General features: G+C 65.1%; 16 protein-coding genes. 9 read left to right on the forward strand and 7 right to left on the reverse strand.

The features are described 5' to 3' along the window. Positions 1–61 precede the first annotated feature (61 nt). Together IQ16_RS06105 and IQ16_RS06110 are read right to left on the reverse strand one after the other, a co-directional pair. Positions 62–1,075, reverse strand: coding sequence for an aldo/keto reductase (locus IQ16_RS06105; RefSeq protein ID WP_018647802.1), 1,014 nt, complete (start codon positions 1,073–1,075; stop codon positions 62–64). A gap of 53 nt (positions 1,076–1,128) precedes the next feature. Beyond that, a complete protein-coding gene (locus IQ16_RS06110; RefSeq protein ID WP_145831306.1) occupies positions 1,129–1,884 on the reverse strand; it encodes an alpha/beta fold hydrolase in 756 nt (251 codons plus the stop codon). A 339-nt stretch (positions 1,885–2,223) separates the two neighbouring features. On the opposite strand from IQ16_RS06110, the gene IQ16_RS06115 reads away from it, so the two are divergent. The 5 genes from IQ16_RS06115 (at position 2,224) to IQ16_RS06135 (ending at position 7,341) form a co-directional block, all read left to right on the forward strand. After that, positions 2,224–3,159: a helix-turn-helix domain-containing protein gene (locus tag IQ16_RS06115; protein WP_018647800.1), complete on the forward strand. Its 936-nt coding sequence runs from the start codon at positions 2,224–2,226 to the stop codon at positions 3,157–3,159. 82 nt (positions 3,160–3,241) lie between these two features. After that, positions 3,242–3,706, forward strand: a complete 465-nt coding sequence (locus IQ16_RS06120) for a (2Fe-2S)-binding protein (protein WP_018647799.1) — start codon at positions 3,242–3,244, stop codon at positions 3,704–3,706. Position 3,707: 1 nt separating this feature from the next. Next, positions 3,708–5,960: a xanthine dehydrogenase family protein molybdopterin-binding subunit gene (locus tag IQ16_RS06125; RefSeq protein ID WP_018647798.1), complete on the forward strand. Its 2,253-nt coding sequence runs from the start codon at positions 3,708–3,710 to the stop codon at positions 5,958–5,960. 8 nt (positions 5,961–5,968) lie between these two features. Beyond that, entirely contained in the window at positions 5,969–6,601 is a 633-nt protein-coding gene (locus IQ16_RS06130; RefSeq protein ID WP_026312778.1) for a hypothetical protein, read from the forward strand. Between the two features lie 62 nt (positions 6,602–6,663). Then, entirely contained in the window at positions 6,664–7,341 is a 678-nt protein-coding gene (locus tag IQ16_RS06135) for a type 1 glutamine amidotransferase domain-containing protein (protein ID WP_026312777.1), read from the forward strand. Between the two features lie 828 nt (positions 7,342–8,169). Here IQ16_RS06135 and IQ16_RS06145 read toward each other — a convergent pair. The 5 genes from IQ16_RS06145 to ku form a co-directional block, all read right to left on the reverse strand. Further along, positions 8,170–10,923, reverse strand: coding sequence for a beta strand repeat-containing protein (locus IQ16_RS06145; protein WP_018647794.1), 2,754 nt, complete (start codon positions 10,921–10,923; stop codon positions 8,170–8,172). 465 nt (positions 10,924–11,388) lie between these two features. Continuing rightward, positions 11,389–11,553: a Flp family type IVb pilin gene (locus IQ16_RS06150; protein WP_018647793.1), complete on the reverse strand. Its 165-nt coding sequence runs from the start codon at positions 11,551–11,553 to the stop codon at positions 11,389–11,391. Between the two features lie 193 nt (positions 11,554–11,746). After that, the gene (locus IQ16_RS06155; RefSeq protein ID WP_018647792.1) at positions 11,747–11,932 is read right to left on the reverse strand and encodes a hypothetical protein; all 186 of its coding nucleotides are present in this window, start codon (positions 11,930–11,932) and stop codon (positions 11,747–11,749) included. 138 nt (positions 11,933–12,070) lie between these two features. Beyond that, positions 12,071–12,307, reverse strand: a complete 237-nt coding sequence (locus IQ16_RS06160; protein WP_018647791.1) for a hypothetical protein — start codon at positions 12,305–12,307, stop codon at positions 12,071–12,073. A gap of 59 nt (positions 12,308–12,366) precedes the next feature. After that, a complete protein-coding gene (ku, locus tag IQ16_RS06165) occupies positions 12,367–13,350 on the reverse strand; it encodes a non-homologous end joining protein Ku (protein ID WP_018647790.1) in 984 nt (327 codons plus the stop codon). A 235-nt stretch (positions 13,351–13,585) separates the two neighbouring features. Between ku and IQ16_RS45495 the strand changes: the two genes are divergently transcribed. From IQ16_RS45495 to IQ16_RS06180, 4 genes are all read left to right on the forward strand, one after another. Then, positions 13,586–13,741 (forward strand): hypothetical protein, encoded by a 156-nt coding sequence (locus IQ16_RS45495; RefSeq protein WP_018315820.1) that lies wholly within the window; start codon positions 13,586–13,588, stop codon positions 13,739–13,741. Between the two features lie 230 nt (positions 13,742–13,971). Then, on the forward strand, positions 13,972–14,646 hold the full coding sequence (locus tag IQ16_RS06170) for a response regulator transcription factor (RefSeq protein WP_014496705.1): 675 nt from the start codon (positions 13,972–13,974) through the stop codon (positions 14,644–14,646). 94 nt (positions 14,647–14,740) lie between these two features. Next, the gene (locus IQ16_RS06175; protein ID WP_018647789.1) at positions 14,741–16,117 is read left to right on the forward strand and encodes a sensor histidine kinase; all 1,377 of its coding nucleotides are present in this window, start codon (positions 14,741–14,743) and stop codon (positions 16,115–16,117) included. Between the two features lie 161 nt (positions 16,118–16,278). After that, on the forward strand, positions 16,279–17,679 hold the full coding sequence (locus IQ16_RS06180) for a hypothetical protein (RefSeq protein ID WP_026312776.1): 1,401 nt from the start codon (positions 16,279–16,281) through the stop codon (positions 17,677–17,679). The last annotated feature ends 75 nt before the right edge of the window (positions 17,680–17,754 follow it).

Raw genomic sequence — 17,754 nt, forward strand, 5'->3', positions numbered from 1 at the left:
CGTTATCCTGCCGGCCGGAGCAGCGCTCGGCCGGGATGAACCTGCTTGTGCCCTCGGCGCCTCAAGCGGCCGCCGGAAGCGGAGCTGCGGGGTTGACGAGCCCTTCCGAACGTAGCTCGCGCCAGAAATCGGCGGGGATGGCCTCCTCGAGCGCAGCGCGATCCTCGGCGATGCGGCCCGGGCGGCTCGCGCCGGGAATGACGGCCGCGACCACCGGGCTCGCGAGCGCGAACTGCAAGCCTGCCGCCTTCATGCTGATGCCGTAGCGGTCGGCGATGGCCTTGATCCGCGCCACCTTGTTGAGGATTTCCGGGGGCGCCGGCGCATATTCGAAATTCGGGCCGCCGACGAGCGCGCCCGAACTGTAGGGGCCGCCGACGACGATCGCGAGTTCATGTTCCGCAACCATCGGCATCACCCGCTGCAGCGCCCTTGCATGGTCGAGCAGCGTGTAACGGCCCGCGAGCAGGAAGCCGTCGGGGCGCGGCTCTTCGAGCGCGAGCAGCAGCTCGATCGGCTCGACCCGGTTGACGCCGAGGCCCCATGCCTTGATCACGCCTTCGTCGCGCAGCTGGTCGAGCGCTTTGAACGCGCCCTTGCGCGCGCTTTCGAACACCGAAAGCCACTCGTCGCCGTAAAAATCCTGCGCGACGTCGTGCACGAATGCGATGTCGATGTGGGAGGTGCCGAGCCGCTTCAGGCTGTCCTCGATCGAGCGCAACGTCCCGTCCCGGGAATAGTCGTTCACGATCCTGTTCGGGCGCCCGTACTGGAAGACGCCGCCCTTCTCGCCGAGATCGCGGGCGCTGACATCCTCGATCTCGTCCAGGATCAGCCTTCCGACCTTGGTGCTGACGACATAGTCGCTGCGCGGCCGGCCGGCGAGCGCAGCGCCCATGCGGATCTCGGCGAGGCCCGCGCCGTAGAACGGCGCGGTGTCGAAATAGCGGATGCCGTCGTCCCAGGCTGCGTTGACCGTCGCGAGGGCTTCCTGCTCCGGGATGTCGCGGAACATGTTGCCGAGCGGCGCTGCACCGAAGCCAAGTCTTCCCGGCAGAATATCCTTGAGGGGCATGTCGCGAGTCCTTGTGTGACAGCCAAGACCATCCGTGCCCGGCGCGGCCGAACTCAGTCCGCTGCGGACGTGTCTGCGCTTCTGATGAAGGCCGCGACCTCGCGCGGATGCGACAGCATCACCGCGTGGCTGCTTTTGATCTCCGTCACCTTCGCGCCCGAGCGCTTGGCCATGGTGCGCAGTAAGCTCGGAGGGATAATGTGATCCTCCATCGTCACCATGTAATAGGTCGGCTTCGTCTTCCAGGCCACGCGCTCGACCTTGGTCTGCACCGCCTGCAATCCAAACGGCAATTGCGCCGCAGCCATGAAGCGGGTCGTGGCCGGGTCGACACCGGCGGCGAAGGAGGTCGGGAATTTATCGCGCTCCACGAAGAGATAATTGCCCTCAATGACCAGCGGACCCTTGTGCTCCCCGGGCGGCACGGGTGCTTCCGACAGCGTGCTGACCGACTCCCCGGCATCGGGAGCATATGCCGCGAGATAGACCAGGCTGCGAACCTTCGGATTGTCGCCGGCTTCGGTGATGACCATCCCGCCATAGGAATGTCCGACGAGAATGACCGGATGCCGCGCCTTGGCGATCACGCGTTCGGTCTCCGCGACATCGTCACGCAGCGAGATCGTCGGCTGCTGCACGACGAGCACCTCATAGCCCGCCTTCGAGAGGATGTCGTAGGTGTCCTTCCAGCCCGATCCGTCGACGAAGGCGCCATGGACGAGGACGATGGAAACGGTCCTCTCGGCCGCGATTGCGGGGGCGGCCGTTGCGATCGTCATTGCGGCAAGCGTAGAAATAAGCGTCTTCATACCAGGCTCCGATCCTCGATACGGCGGCATTGCCGTTGATGAGCGCTTCACTAGCGCTCGCGAGCACTGCGGTATTTCCGATTCCTGCGCGATGACGGACGCATCTTGCTCTTCCATGAAGAGATCGGCTTTCGAAGCCGAGCACGCCGCGTTCCAAGTCTTTGCTTTGCCTGCCTTTTACCTCTTTTAACCGCTTCGCCTCTGGACTTCGCTGTCGCCGCTTGTGAGAAATTCGAAGATCGGCGTGGCAGCGGCCGGGCTGCAACTCAACACCGGGTGGAATGATCGCTCGCTCGCGATACGGGGCCGGGATTCGCCGCAACTGAAGCGGAGGTCGTGATGGCGCTCGTGACGCATGGAGATCAGAAATATCAGAACAGCGAGAAGCTCGCTGCGGCCAGCGACTGGCCGGGGCTGGCCATCGAACATCGCAAGTTCGAGGCAGGGCGCCAGGCAACGCCCGTTCCGATCTGCACCGAGCTCGTCATGCTGCTATCGGGAGGTGGGATGGTCTGCCGGGCCGGCAACGGCGAAGTCCAGAAGAGCCTCGCGCGGCCGGGCATGAGCTACCTCGTCCCGGTGGGGACACAGGAAAGCCATCTCGAGCTGTCGGACCGGATGGAATGTCTTCATCTCTATCTTCCGCCGGCGCTGCTCGACCAGAGCGCGCTTGCGGACTTCGATATCGATCCGGCAAAAGTCGAGATCGCCTACGCCCACGGTCTGGCGGACCAGGTGCTCTTCCACATCTGCTCGCCGCTTCGCGATCTGCTCCATCGCCCGCGCCAGTCGACCGACGCGCTGTTCGTGGAGGGAATCCAGGTTGCGCTCGCGGCGCATCTTCTAGGAAATTATACGATCGACCGCTGGCGCGCGCCGGACAAGTTGCCGGCGCTCGATCCGCGGCGCCTGCAGCGCGTACTGGACTATATCGAGGCTTCTCTTGGCAGCGATATCAGGCTCGAGGATCTGGCGGCCCAGGCTTGCCTCAGCCCCTATCATTTTTCCCGCCTGTTTCGCGAAGCGACCGGATTGTCACCGCACCGTTATGTGACCGAGCGCCGCGTTCAGGCTGCGCGGCACGAACTCGCGCGCGACCGCTTGTCCTTGGTCGAAATCGCCCTGGCCTTCGGTTTCGGCTCGCAAGCCAATTTCACGCGCGTGTTCCGCAAGGCCGCAACTCTCACGCCGGGGCAGTATCGTGAATTGTGCTGTGGCCAGGCCGAGGTGAGGACCGATCGCTCCGATACGGCACTGCGCACGGATTGCGCATGATTCCGCAGGAATCGGGAATACGGCTCAGCGTCCATCAGGCAGAGCTGTCGTGCCGACCGGATCCACGAAGGGATATACGGACATGATCGAGCTCACGGTGAATGGGATCAAGCGCCAGGTCGACGTGGTTGCCGAAATGCCTCTGCTGTGGGTGCTGCGCGACGAGCTCGGCATCACCAGTGCCAAATACGGCTGCGGTGTCGCACAATGCGGCGCCTGCACCGTTCATATCGACGGCAAGGCGGTGCGGTCCTGTCAGGCGCATATCGGCGAGGTCGCCGGCAAATCGGTCGTCACGCTCGAAGGGCTGGACAACAAGGACCAGCATCCGGTCCTGCAGGCCTGGATCGAGCATCAGGTCCCGCAATGCGGCTACTGCCAGACCGGACAGATCATGCAGGCGATCTCGCTTCTTGCGCGGATCTCCAAACCGACCGACGAGCAGATCAATCAGGTGATGTCCGGCAATCTCTGCCGCTGCGGCACCTATCCGCGCATTCGTGCGGCGATTCATGCGGCTGCCGCAAACAAGACGGCGGAGAAGTGAGATGGGCCACATGCAGCGCCTTTCGCGTCGCGCTTTCGTTTTCGGCTCCGCTGCGATCGCCGGCGGCGTCGCGTTCGGCGCCTACGGTCGTGCTGAAGCGGTCGCGCCCGCCAGCGACAATCCATTGGCCGCAGGCCTCGGGCCGAACTCCGTGAGCTTCAATCCCTGGGTCGAGATCAGCCCGGACAAGATCACGCTGATCGCGCAGCACGCCGACATCGGCCAGGGCGTCGGCTCGGTGCAGCCGATCATGATCGCCGAAGAAATGGACCTCGATCCCGGCCAGTTCGAGATCCGCTTCGCCGGTCCCAGTCCCGCCTATTTCAACACCGGATTCGCCGACGAGTTCGCGCCGTTCGTGGCTGCGGATCAAAGTCCGGCCGCCGAGGAAGCCCGCGCCAAGACGCTCGAATGGTTGAGGCAATCTGGCCTGCAAATGACCGGTGGATCGAGCTCGGTGCCGGACACCTATGAGAAGCTGCGTGTCGCCGGTGCGGTAGCCCGCGAGACGCTGAAAGCCGCCGCCGCCAAACGGTCTGGCGTCGCCGTGGCTGACCTGCGCACCCAATCGGGCCATGTGATCCTGCCCGACGGAAGCAAAATCGCCTATGTCGCACTCGCGGCCGAGGCGTCGAAAATTCCGCCGATGCTCGATGCGCAGCCGCGCGACCCGTCCAAATGGCGCATGCTCGGCAAGCCGATGATGCGGCTGGACGTGCGCGCGAAAGTGATGGGCGAGCTGAAGTTCGGCATCGATATGAAAATGGACGGCATGCTCTATGCCGCCGTCAAGCTGAACCCCGCCAAGGGGCAGCCGCTGAAATCGTACGACGCGAGCAAGGCGCGCGTGATGCCGGGGGTCAAAAACATCCTCGAGATCAAGAATGGCGTCGCGGTGATCGCGACGAACAGCTGGTACGCGATGAAGGCCGTCGACGCCATCGCTTGCGAGTGGGCGCCCTCGGCCTATCCCGCCGAGCAGGCCGAGCATTGGAAGGTGCTGGAATCCTCGTTCAAGCCTGAATTCCTCGGCAAGGAGTGGAAGAAGATCGGCGATATCGAAACCGGCCTGAAGACGGGCAAGCTCGTCGAGGCCGAGTATCGCGCGCCCTACGTGGCGCACCAGCCGCTCGAGCCGCTGAACGGGATCGGCCTCGTCACCGACAAGGGGATGGAGATCTGGGTCGGCCATCAGAGCCCGCGCTTCGTGCAATATGTTGCGGCGACGGCGATCGGCCTCAAACCCGAGCAGGTCACCTTCCACAATCAGTGGACCGGTGGAAGCTTTGGCCACCGTCTCGAGTACGAGAACGTCCGCGTTCTCGCCGAGATCGCCAATCAGATGAAGGGAACGCCGATCAAGCTGGTGTTCTCGCGCGAGGAGGATTTCCTCCAGGACATTCCGCGGCAGATTGCGATTGCCCGGCATCGCGGCAGCATCGACAAGGGCAAGATCGTCGCGGCCGATCTGCAACTGGCTTCGACTGCTCCGCTCAAGGGGCTGCTCGAGCGTTCGGGCACGCCATCGAAGGATCCCGACGGGCAGTTGGCTGCAGGGCTTTGGAACGTCTATTACGACATCCCCAATTTCCGGGCCACGAGCTACGAGGCGCAGGGGCTTTCGCCGAGCACCACGTGGCGTTCGGTCGGCGCTTCGACATCGGGCTTCTTCACCGAAAGCTTCATCGACGAGCTGATCCATGCCGCGGGGCTCGACCCGATGCAGGCGCGCATCGCGATGTGTACCGTGCCGCACTATCGCAAGGTGCTGGAGACGGTCGCGGAGATGTCGGACTGGAAGGGTCCGCTCGGCAGCGGTCGAGGGCGCGGCGTCGCGTTCGTGGAGTCCTTCGGGACGCCGACCGCGGAAGTCGTCGAGGTGACGGCGACGCCCGACGGTATCAGGATCGACAAGGTCTGGGTCGCCGCCGATGTCGGCAAAGTCGTCGATCCCGTCAATTTCGAGAACCAGGTGCAGGGCGGCGTCGTCTGGGGACTCGGTCACGCCATCAACTGCGAGCTCACTTACGCCAAGGGCGCGGTGCAGCAGACCAACTACAATCACCACGAAGCCATGCGGATCTATCAATGCCCGGTCATCGAGGTTCGTGGGCTCGAGAACGATCCGAAGGTGAGGGGGGTCGGCGAGCCGCCGGTTCCGCCGGCCGCGCCTGCGCTTGCGAACGCGATCTTCGCGGCGACCGGAAAGCGCATCCGCGAGATGCCGTTCAACAAGTTCATCGATTTCGTGTGAGGCGGATGATGAAGAGATCTCCGATCGTGGTCGCACTCGCCGCTGCGTCAATCGCGGCCCTCACGGGAATTGTCGCGGCCAAGGACGAGGCCAAAAAAGATGTCTTGCCGCCGGGCAGCGTCAGTCGCGCCGAGGGACTGGAGGCCTGGAAGCGGATTGAAGCGGTGGTGACCCATCCGCGCTGCGCCAACTGCCATGTCGATGCCAAGGCCATCCCGATCTGGACGCCTGCGGGCGAAACGAAACCTCGCGTGCACGGCATGAACATCCACGGCGGCGAGAGCCGCACCGGCGCGGAGGCGATTGCGTGCTCGACCTGTCACATGACCTCGACCCAGGCCAACGAGCCGGCACCGTCGCCGCCGCGCGCCGGCATCGACTGGCAGCTCGCACCGGTGGCCTTCATCTGGTTTGGCAAGAGCGGCGCCGAAATTTGCGCACAGTTGAAGGATACCAAGCGCAATGGCGGCCGCGACGCCGCCGGCCTCGTCGACCATTTGCGGCACGATGCATCGCTGAACGGCTTCATTCCGAGAGGCTGGGCCCCCGGAGCAGGCCGCTCGACGCCGCCGGGGACCTTCGAGGATCACGTCAAGGACATGGCGATGTGGGGCGCGGCCGGGCAACCCTGTCCGAACTGACCGTCCTCCGCCTCGCGCCAACTGGCCGCCTGAATGAACAGCGTTATCGCAAGGAGAAAACCGTGACCCAACATGTCCTCTTCATCGTCACCAACGCAGCCGTGCTCGGTCCGCATAATCGCAAGACCGGCTTCTTTTTCGCCGAGGTCGCCCATCCGTTCGAGGTGCTCGACAAGGCTGGGGTCGCGGTGGAGTTCGCGTCCCCGGCCGGGGGATGGACGCCTTACGATGCGTACGACGAGAAAGATCCCGCCCAGAAGGATTTTCTCGCGAGCAAGGCGTTTCGTCGCCTAAATCACAGTCGCAAATTGTCCGAGGTGGACGCCGCCGATTACGACGCCATCCTGGTGCCCGGCGGGCTTGGGCCCATGGTGGACATCCAGCGCAACGCCGCGGTCCAGAACGCCATCGTGCGCGCCTGGAGCACTGGCAAGCTCGTCGCCGCTGTTTGTCACGGGCCGTGCGCGCTGCTTGGCGTCAACCTTGGTGATGGCACCCCTTTCGTGCGCGGCAAGAAGCTCACGTCCTTCTCGAAGAAGGAAGAATACGACTACGCCCGCGATGATGTGCCTTACGAGCTCGAGGACGCGTTGAGGGCGGAGGGTGCCGAGTACTCGTCTGCAGCCAACTGGCAGCCTCACGTCGTCGTCGATGGCCGGCTCATCACGGGGCAGAACCCCGCTTCGGCCGGACCGCTGGGAAAAGAGCTGCTGTCCGCCCTCAGACGACAGGACCGGTGACACGAACGTCTGAAATGTCGGCGTGGACGCAATTCGCGAGGGACGGGCTCGGCCTCTCCAAAGCCGCGCTTGCCCTCGCATCGGGAGCTATCGAATGACGCAATCGCCATCCAAGATCACCGCCATCCTGGTTGCTCGCCCCGGATTTCGCTGCGCTCCATCCGGGCTACGAGCTTGCCAGCCGCTGCAGCCGCAGTCCGGAGCCGACTGACGTCCTATTTGCAGTTCCGGCAGATCATCAGCTTTCGCTTTAGCGCGCTATCTTCCTGATCGAGGTCATTTGCATCTGGATTGGACCTGGCGTCCCTTGCTGCGCGTGACCGCACAGGCGGCGTCACCCGGCTCGGGGTGTCAACGTCATCGACGGTGCCGACGCTGAAGCCATCGTAGTCGGCGGCCGGATCCGGCTTCAGTTGAGGACCGCCAATCACGGAAGGCTCTCTGCCGGGCGCCGCCGGCGGAGTTCTGTTCGTCGTCACCCGCGCGGGCTTGGTGGGACCCGGGCGCGGCGGCGATGCATCGGGCGGAGCAAGCGAAACCGGCGGGGTGACCGAAGTCTGGCCTCTCGCGCTGTCATGCGACCATGCGCCGACAAACATGAGGCTGAGAGCCACGAGCGTCACGCTTCTCATCCGCATCCTCTCGGCAGCTTGGTTCAACGATCGATGGCATGGCCCACCGAGCCATGACGTGGTGCAGAGTATCAGGACTCACACAGCCGTCAAAGCGCCGGAGCCTGGATGGCGCTCCGCACCATCCGGGCTACGATTCCTTGCCTTTGCCCGGCAAACAAGACGCGCCACAACCGGGCGAAGCGCGACCGCCGGCTCAGACCAGCGTGCCCGCGTGGAAGCTCGCATGGGCCAGCAGCGACTGGATCACGACGTTGTCGCCGGGACCTCCGTCCAGCACGTCGGTTCCGCCGCCGCCGATCAGCACATCGTCGCCGAGCCCGCCGAGCAGCGTATCATTGCCCGCGCTGCCGATGAGCACGTCGTCGCCGGCACCGCCGTCGAAAACGAGGAGCGGCCCGCCGGGGCCGACGCCTGATGCCTCGATCACGTCGTCGCCGCCGAGGCCATTGATGGTGATGGTGTCGTTGAAGTCGAAATTCTCGATCACGACCTGGCTTGCCAGACCGTCGATCACCAGCGCGCCATTGCTGTTGAGCGAAAGCGTGATGACGTCGTCGCCGCCGGTGCCGTTGATCACGATCTTGTCGGCCGCGCCATCGCCGCCCGGGCTGCCGGGAACGCCGCCGAGGTCGATCTTGACCTCCGTCACGTCGGTCCCGCTCATGTCGCCGACATTGATCGTATCGGCGCCGCCGCGAGCATTGAACGCGATCGTCTCGACGCCGTGCGTATCCATCGTGATCGAGGCGACGTCCCGCGTCAGCTCGGCACGGGAGCCGTTCGCGAAGATGTTGATGGTTTCGGCGATGTTGGCGCCGTTGAACAGCAGCGTGTCGGCGCCGCCCTGACCCTCGACCGTGTCGTTGTCGTCGCCCGGATTCCAGACGAAGGTGTCGTTGCCCGCGCCCATCAGCGCCACGTCGTTGCCGTCGCCGCCGTTGATCACGTCATCGCCCTGGCTGCCGCGGATGGTGTCGTTGCCGAGCCCGCCATTGATCGTCAGCTGCAGCACGCCGGCAGCAAGCCCGCTGGCGTCGATGACGTCGTCGCCGCCGAGGCCGTTGAGCGTCAGCTGGTCGGTTGCGTCCATGCCGCTCAGGCTGGTGGTCGTATGCAGGCCGAACACCGTCACGCCGCCGGCATTGCCGGAGACGCCGAACGTGTCACCGCCCTGGGTCGCGTCGACCGAGACGGTATCGAGAGCGCCGTCGGGCGTACCAGTCGAACCGCCGAGGTCGATGTTCACCTGCGTCACGTCGGTTCCGGTCAGATCTCCCACCGCGATATGGTCGGCGCCGCCCAGCGCGTGGAGATCGACATGCTCGACCCCGTGCAGGTCCATCGTGATATTGCCGACGTCACGCGCGAGCCGGGCGTGATCGCCGTTCGCCGCGAGGACCATATTCTCGGCAATGTTGGCGCCGAAGAACCGCAGCGTGTCGACACCGGCACCGCCGTCGACGGTGTCGCTGCCGTCGCCCGGATTCCACTGGAACACGTCGCGGCCGTCGCCGAGCTCCACGAGATCATCGCCGCGGCCGCCGACGACGAAGTCATTGCCGTCGCCGCCGATCAGCGTGTCGTTGCCTGCGCTGCCAGTGATCGTATCGTTGCCGGCACCGCCGTCGATCGTGAGGTGCACGACCCCCGCGGCAAGCATGGCCGCCGAGATCGTGTCGTTGCCGCCGAGGCCTTCGACGACGAGTGCATCGCTCGCGCCTTCCGCGCTGGTGACAGCGAGAGCGGCGGGCAATCCCGTGACCGACACCGATGTGCCCTTGCCGGACACCTCGATCGTGTCGGCGCGGCCCGTGCCCTCGAGCGTCACCGTATCGGCCGCACCGTCGCCGGTCCCGGCCGATCCGAGATCGACATTGACCTGCTTGACGTCGGTTCCAGCGAGATTGTTGACGACGATGTTGTCGCTGCCTCCGCGCGCGTTGATCGTGATGGTCTCGATGCCGTCGAGGTCCATCGTGATGTTGCCGACATCGCGGGTCAGCAGCACGCGTCCGCCACTGGCGGCGGAGATGGCGATATTCTCGCCGATGTTCGAGCCGTTGAACAGCAGGGTGTCGGTTCCGGCCTGACCGTCCACCTTGTCGCTGCCGTCGCCGGGGTCCCACTGGAAGGTATCGTTGCCCGCGCCCAGCAAGGCGGTGTCGTTGCCCTGGTTGCCGTCGATGAAGTCGTTGCCGTCGCCGCCCAGCAGAAGGTCCGCGCCATTGCCGCCGAGGATCGTGTCATTGCCGGCGCCGCCGTCGAGCGTCAGCGTGATGAGCGCGGCGAGATTGCCAGTGGCGGTGATGAGGTCGTCGCCGCCACCGGCATGGACCACGAGGTTTTCGGTGGTGCCGATGTCCAGCGAGAACGGCGCCGGCTCGAGGCGGTCGAAGCGCACGCGCGTGCCATTGGCCGTGATGGCGAAGGTCTCGCTGCCGTTGCCGCCGTTCACCTCGGCAGTGTCGATGCCTTCCCCGCCTTCCATCAGGTCGCTGCCGTCGCCGGGATTCCAGATCATGCGGTCGTCGCCGGCTTCACCGAACATCTGATCGTTGCCGTCGCCGCCGACCAGCACGTCATTGCCGGAGCCGCCGAACAGCAGGTCGTTGCCGCCCTTGCCGAGCAGCGTGTCGTTGCCGGACTGGCCGAACAACATGTCGCCGGCGGAGCCGCCCGTCAGCGTATCGTTGCCGGCGCCGCCGAACAGGTTCGCTGCAGGCATCGCGCCGTTGCTCTCGTCGATGGTGATGATGTCGTTGCCGTCCTGGCCGAAGGCCTGGATCAACTTGGTGTTGGCGACCGTCGCGGGGCCGCCCTTGATCGCGACTGCGCCGCCGTTGATGACGATCGTTCCGGCCGCATTGCGGCCGAGTGCGATCGTATTGTTCAGGCCATTGCCAAGGACGGTGAGAACTCCGGCGGAAAAATTTGCTGTGACAGCCATGTGTGCTTCTCGCTTGCGTGATCGCCGAAACAGACCGCGGCGGTATCGCGACGGGTTCTCGCGATGGCCGGGGTGAGCGGCAAATGACGTCCTCTGTAGGCCGAGATGGCAGTTCCGGCTTGACGGAAGCCTTGGGGCCGGCTCCTGTTTTTCTTGAGGGCAGCTTGATTTTTAGGAATCCGATCACAGCCGCGCGAAACGGAGAGCCGAAGGGGCGTTGTCGGTGCGAGGGGTTCGGGGAAGCGCTGGAGGCTCTGCGCCGCAACGCGAAGGACGCAGCCGCGTCCGGGGTACGGGACCAAGCGGTGTCGCTGCAGCTTGCTCCGTCACTGCGAGCGCAGCGAAGCAATTCAGACTTTTTCCGCGGAGGGCTTTTGGATTGCTTCGCTGCGCTCGTAATGACGAGTTTGTGGAGGCGCCGTGCCTCCGACGCCATCGCAGAAATAGGCGCGATGGGTATGCCGACTACTTCGTGGCTGCGTCGATCGAATTGAACTTGTTGTTCAGCAGCGCGCTGCCCGTGTTGTTCACGACAGCGACGATCGCGAGTGCGATGCCGGCGGCGATCAGGCAGTACTCGATAGCGGTGGCTGCACTTTCATCGGCAAGAAAGGACCTGAGCAAAGCCATCGTCAACTCCTGTTCATCCGTCTAATTTAGGCTGGTGCCGTTTTCGGAATGGTAAATTGATTCACTAAGTTTTTCGCGGCGCGCACGCCAAAGCGCAAGGTCGGATGCTCCCGGCCCGGGCCTCATATACTGCCTTCCTTGATTTAAGGTTTCGTCACCCAATGCGGGTGCATTCGCCCGTGCCGCCGCCGTTTCAGGATTTGACAGCGCATCCGGACGCGGCCTTGCCGGGGCGTCTCAGCGCGGCTGCGAGGCGCCCGATCAGATTGCCCATGACGCGCGGCTGCGACCGCGCCGCGCTGTCGGCAAGGCGCTTGTCCTCGGTCGTGTCGTTCACGAGGCCGATATAGTTCTTGCTGGCGTCCGGTTGCTGCACCACGCGCAAACCCTGCTTCCATCGACGGCGCGACCTTGTCCTGCGCAACGGGAATCGACGGTTAATTTTGTCTTCCGTAGGACTACGTGGCAGCGCGCAAGCGTGCCGGAAAGACCGGCGCGGCTTAACGGATTGTTGAGGCTATTTTCGGCGTGCGTCCGCGTTCAGTGCCCGCAGCATCGCGATGCGGGCGAACATCATCCAGCCGCCGCCCGTTTCGGCCGCGTTGATCAGAGTCTCGATCGCGGTTTGCCAGTGGCTGGCGTGCTGCGCATCCTCGGGCAGCTTCATGATGTGATCGGCCGCTTCCTGCAGCGTCCGCAGCCTACGCCCATTGGAGAGCGGAATCGGATCGTCGAACGCCGCCGACCAGGGCATGTCAGGCCGGCCGACCGGAGGGGAGGGACATCACGGCGCGATCGACAGGTCTGGTGCTGCTAGCTGGCCTTCTTCGCCCGCGCCGGCGCACGCACCGGCTTCTCGGCCTTCTTCGGGGCGTCCTTGGGAGCCGCCTTGGCCGCGGCGTCCTTGCCGCCCTTGCCGGCGATTGGCAGCAGCATCTCGCGCTGGCCCTCGACGCGCTTCTTCGGCTTCTTGCCCTTGACGGCCTCCTTGGCGACCCTCGCCACAGGCGCCGCTTCCTTCTCGCTCGCGAGGCTCTTCTTCAGCGCGTCCATCAGGTTGATGACGTTGCCGCCCGTCTTCGGCGCCGCCTTCGCGGTGATGGGCATGCCGCTGCGCTTCTTGTTGATGAGATCGATCAGCGCGGTCTCGTAGTGATCCTCGAACAGCTCGGGCTCGAACGCGCCGGACTTCTTCTCCACGATGTGCTTGGCAAGGTCGAGCATGTCCTTGGTCAGCTTCACGTCCTGGATGTCGTCGAAATATTCCTTCTCGCTGCGCACCTCGTAGGGGTAGCGCAGCAGCGTGCCCATCAGGCCGCTCTCGAGCGGCTCCAGCGCGATGATGTGCTCGCGGTTGGTCAGCACCACGCGGCCGATCGCGACCTTGTCCATGCTGCGGATGGTCTCGCGGATCACCGCAAAGGCGTCGTGGCCGACCTTGCCGTCCGGCACGAGGTAGTAGGGGCGGATCAGGTAGCGGCTGTCGATGTCGGTCCTCGGCACGAACTCGTCGATCTCGATCGTGTGCGTGGAGTCGAGCGCGATGTCGTCGAGCTCGTCCTTGGTGACCTCGATATAGGTGTCGGTGTCGACCTTGTAGCCCTTGACGATGTCCTCGGACGTGACCTCGTCACCGGTCTCGGCGTCGACCTTGAGGTACTTGATCCGGTGACCGGTCTTGCGGTTGATCTGGTTGAACGAGACCTTCTCGGTATCCGAAGTGGCCGGATAGAGCGCGACCGGGCAGGTCACGAGCGACAAACGCAGAAAACCCTTCCAATTGGCGCGGGGGGCCATGGGCTACTCCAAACGCAACAGGGGACAGACCTACGAGAATACCATCGGGGAACACCGAATCATACACGGCTCGGTGCGGAATCTTGCAACTGCGTTAACCGGTCGTCGCGCGCGTGGTTGCTGCCCAATCGGACGGCAAAAGCCGGAACATCATATCGGATCGGGCGTTGGCTCAGGACACAAGGCTGCGAGGAAGTCGCGGCCACCGGGGCAGCATCCAGAGATTGAGGGCATCATGGCAACCACGCGAGAGCAGCGCCAGATCGTCGAAACTCCGACTGAGGCGCGTCAGGGCGAGCCCGGCCCTTCGGTGGCGGCGCTGCTCGCCATCTCGACCGGGCTGGCGATCCTGATCCTCGCCGTCATCTGGTTCGTGTTCTTCCGGACCTGACGGCCCCGACCGGAACGCTCCGGGCCCTTCCTAATCGCCGCGCAACGCGGCACATTGCGCCCGCCAGGCCGCCGGCTCGTCCGGTTGACTGGCGGGCGCAGTCACGTTGGTGGACAACAAGTCGTATATGACCAAAAAGTAACGTCGGCGGTTCCCGGCGTTCATATTCAGTTCACGCCGGAATTGCTCATCTGGAGCGGTGTTCATGCGGTCTATTTCTGGAGAGAAGCGTGCGCCTGCTCGTTGTTGAGGACGACCCCGATCTCAATCGCCAGCTCACGAAAGCGCTGACGGACGCCGGCTATGTCGTCGACCGCGCTTTCGACGGGGAGGAGGGGCACTATCTCGGCGACAACGAGCCGTACGATGCCGTCGTGCTCGACATCGGCCTGCCGAAGAAGGATGGCATCTCGGTGCTGGAGGCCTGGCGCCGCAACGGCCGCACCATGCCGGTCCTGATCCTGACCGCACGTGACCGCTGGAGCGACAAGGTGCAGGGCTTCGACGCCGGCGCCGACGACTATGTCCCGAAGCCGTTCCATCTCGAGGAGGTGCTGGCCCGCATCCGCGCGCTGCTGCGCCGCTCCACCGGCCATGCCCAGAGCGAGCTGAGCTGCGGCCCTGTTACCCTCGACACGAGGACCGGCCGGGTCAGCGTCTCCGGCAATCCCGTCAAGATGACGTCGCACGAATATCGGCTTCTGGCCTACCTGATGCACCATTCCGGCCGCGTCGTCTCCCGCACCGAGCTGGTCGAGCATCTCTACGACCAGGACTTCGACCGCGACTCGAATACGATCGAGGTGTTCGTCGGCCGCATCCGCAAGAAGCTCGACGTCGACATCATCCAGACCGTCCGCGGTCTCGGCTATCTCCTGACCCCGCCGCCCGCGCCCGGCGCCTGAGGCCCTCCCGGGCTTGACGGGAGGCCGAACAGGGCCCTTGGTCCGGTGATGACCTCCGACGCCCTGATATCCTGCGCCTGCCGGGACGCTTCCGATGGCTGCTAGCTCACTTGCCAATCGCCTGTTCCTGTCGGCGACCGCGTGGCTCGTGGTGATCCTGGCCATCACCGGCGTCGTGCTGTCGTCGGTCTACAAGAACGCCACCGAGCGCGCTTTCGACCGCCGGCTCAATCTCTATCTGCGCACCCTCATTGCTGAAGTCGCCACCCCGGACGAGCCGCCGGACCGCCAGTTTCAGTCGCTTGGCGAGCCGCTGTTCGAGCTGCCGCTGTCCGGCTGGTACTGGCAGATCACACGCACCGACACCGAGAAGCCGGAGGTGCGCTCCTCGCGCTCGCTCTGGGACAAGAAGCTGCCGAAGCTGGAGGAGCAGGGCGCCGAGCTCACCGCCGCCGGCATCCGGCTCGGCTATGTCGACGGGCCCGAAGGGCAGAATTTGCGGATGGTGGAGCGGCCGGTGGATCTCGGCGCCGACGGCAAATATCTGGTCAGCGTCGCCGGTGACGACACCGAGATCTTCGACGAGACGCGGAGCTTCGATTACTATCTCGGCGGCACGTTCACCGCGCTCGGCATCGTGCTGCTCCTGACCACGGTGTTCCAGGTTCGCTTCGGCCTCGCGCCGCTCAAGCGCATCTCGGAATCGATCGCCGACATCCGCTCGGGGCGGGCCGAGCGGCTCGAGGGCGAATTCCCGGTCGAGATCGCGCCGCTGGCACGCGAGACCAATGCGCTGATCGAAGCCAATCGCGAGATCGTCGAGCGCGCGCGAACCCATGTCGGCAATCTCGCCCACGCGATCAAGACGCCGCTGTCGGTCATCGTCAACGAGGCCGGCGCCCACGCCGCGGAGCCGTTCGCGGCCAAGGTGATGGAGCAGGCGGACGTGATGCGTGACCAGGTCGCCCATCACCTGGAGCGTGCGCGCATCGCGGCGCGCGTCTCGGTGGTCGCGACCGTGACGGAGGTTGCGCCTGCGATCGAGGCGCTGCGGCGGACCATGGAGAAGATCCACCGCGACCGCGACATCCTCGTCGAGGCCAAGGCCGATCCGTCGGCCAAATTCCGCGGCGAGCGGCAGGATCTGGAGGAGATGGTCGGCAACCTCGTCGACAATGCCTGCAAATGGGCGGCCTCTCGCGTCTTCATCGAGGTGCTGGTCGAGGCGCCGCAGCAGGCGGGCGCGGGGCCGCGGCTGCGGATCATCGTCGATGACGACGGCCGCGGCCTGTCGGAGGCGGAGCGGGCCCAGGTCTCCCGGCGCGGCCAGCGGCTCGACGAATCCAAGCCCGGTTCGGGGCTGGGGCTATCGATCGTGACCGATCTTGCCGCCCTCTATGGCGGCAGCCTCTCCCTCGGCGGGGCGCCGACCGGGGGCTTGCGGGCCGAGCTGGTGCTTCCGGGAATATAATCCTCTGTTCCCAAGGGGTTATTTGGTCTGCCGGGCGCCGATCCGGAACAAAACGGCGGTGTTGGAGCCAACGTCCTCAACGGCTTCTTAAGGCGCAACCACCTATGATCGCGCCCGGACGCATCCCACGTCTGCCATTTTACCGTGCATTACCCGGGCGCATGAGCCAGACATCGATCGAGCGGCTGAGGGAATATCTCGCGCAGCTCCCGCCGCAGTCGCAGGCGCTGCTGATGCGGGAGTTCGAGCGTGCGCTCGAGCGCGGCCAGGATACGGCCGTGGCCACCCTCGTGCTCGAGCAACTGCGCAAGATCGTCCGCAAGACCGAAGCCGACGAAGCCCCGCCGCCGCGGACCGACGATCTGTCGCGGCTGCTGTTCCAGGCGCTGGAACCGTTCCTGGTCGAGGCGGGCGCCCCGATCCGGGTTGGCCAGATCCGCCGCTCCTCGCTGCAGCCGATCTGGCAATGGCTCGGCCGCGACGGCGCGCCGGACAAGCTGAACGAATTCGAGGCGGCGCTGGCACGCATGCCGGCTGACAGTGCGGGGCAGGTCGAGGCTCTCGCGCAGAAGCTGCAGACGGTCGCCGCGGACGCGATCTTCGTGCTGACCGGTCCCGGTGGCGGCGACAAGTCGCGCGCGCTCGCCCGGGTCGGCCCGCCCAACGTGATCGAGGACCTCTATTCGATCGGAGCGGTGCTTGGGGTGCGCGAGGCCATCGCCACACTGAACGAGAAGCTGCCGCGCACCCTGCGCGCCTTCGGCGATCCCCAGGTCGCCTCGGTGACGTCGGCGCTCAACATTCCCGTCCTGCAGACGCCGCAGATGCTGCCCTTCGCGCTGTCGATCGTCGTGCAGCGCATGACCGCGCCGTGGCAGATCATCCGCCTCGCCATCAAGATCGCCGCCTCCGACGACGAGATCCGCGTCGCGGCAACGCCTTATGGCGTCGCCGTCACGATCGCCCTGCACGATCTGTCATGCGTCGCGGCGATCCTGCGCACGGACATCAAGCGCGGCCATTTCGACAATGTCGCCGACAACCTCAAGGCGCTGCACGATGGCGTGCGCGGCCTGCGCACCGAGCTCGACCTGCGCAACGATTCCGTCTGGGGCAAGCAGCTGACCTCGATCCGGGCCGACATCTCCAATGCGCTGCAATCGGAGATCGACAGCGTTCCCGGCCGCGTGCGCCGCATCCTGCGCCAGCGGCCAGAGAAGGACATTCCGCCGGGCGCGCGGATCGACAGCACCGAGGTGGAGGAAACCGCGGCGCTGATCGATTTCGTCGCGACCTGCCGCAACTATGCGAGCGAGCTTGCGATCAACGAGGTGACGCTGCGCACCTATTCCGACCTGCAGCAATATGTCGAACGTTCGACCGAGCAACTGGTGCAGTCGCTGCGCGCCGCTGATCACAAGGTCCGCACCTATCGTCAGCAGCAGGTGCAGGCGGCGATTCGCTTCTGCCAGGTGCTGTTCGGCGATGACTATGCCTCGCTGATGAGTCGCGCTGCGGAGAACGCTGCAACCGGCGAGCGCAAATCGTCGCGCGCGAGCTGATTCAGGCGCATATTTTCGTGATCACAATTTGTGGTTGACGCTGCCGGTGGCGGGCCCTACGGTCGCTGCGCAAGC

It is taken from the genome of Bradyrhizobium huanghuaihaiense (assembly GCF_007830635.1).
Classification (GTDB): Bacteria; Pseudomonadota; Alphaproteobacteria; order Rhizobiales; family Xanthobacteraceae; genus Bradyrhizobium; species Bradyrhizobium huanghuaihaiense.

Coding starts and splice junctions, on each gene's coding strand:
- IQ16_RS06125 (WP_018647798.1), top strand. CDS start 3,708: ATGGGCCACATGCAGCGCCTTTCGCGTCGCGCTTTCGTTTTCGGCTCC.
- IQ16_RS06105 (WP_018647802.1), bottom strand. CDS start 1,075: ATGCCCCTCAAGGATATTCTGCCGGGAAGACTTGGCTTCGGTGCAGCG.
- ku (WP_018647790.1), bottom strand. CDS start 13,350: ATGGCCCCCCGCGCCAATTGGAAGGGTTTTCTGCGTTTGTCGCTCGTG.
- IQ16_RS06150 (WP_018647793.1), bottom strand. CDS start 11,553: ATGGCTTTGCTCAGGTCCTTTCTTGCCGATGAAAGTGCAGCCACCGCT.
- IQ16_RS06130 (WP_026312778.1), top strand. CDS start 5,969: ATGAAGAGATCTCCGATCGTGGTCGCACTCGCCGCTGCGTCAATCGCG.
- IQ16_RS06175 (WP_018647789.1), top strand. CDS start 14,741: ATGGCTGCTAGCTCACTTGCCAATCGCCTGTTCCTGTCGGCGACCGCG.
- IQ16_RS06160 (WP_018647791.1), bottom strand. CDS start 12,307: ATGCCCTGGTCGGCGGCGTTCGACGATCCGATTCCGCTCTCCAATGGG.
- IQ16_RS06180 (WP_026312776.1), top strand. CDS start 16,279: ATGAGCCAGACATCGATCGAGCGGCTGAGGGAATATCTCGCGCAGCTC.
- IQ16_RS06110 (WP_145831306.1), bottom strand. CDS start 1,884: ATGAAGACGCTTATTTCTACGCTTGCCGCAATGACGATCGCAACGGCC.
- IQ16_RS06145 (WP_018647794.1), bottom strand. CDS start 10,923: ATGGCTGTCACAGCAAATTTTTCCGCCGGAGTTCTCACCGTCCTTGGC.
- IQ16_RS06115 (WP_018647800.1), top strand. CDS start 2,224: ATGGCGCTCGTGACGCATGGAGATCAGAAATATCAGAACAGCGAGAAG.
- IQ16_RS45495 (WP_018315820.1), top strand. CDS start 13,586: ATGGCAACCACGCGAGAGCAGCGCCAGATCGTCGAAACTCCGACTGAG.
- IQ16_RS06120 (WP_018647799.1), top strand. CDS start 3,242: ATGATCGAGCTCACGGTGAATGGGATCAAGCGCCAGGTCGACGTGGTT.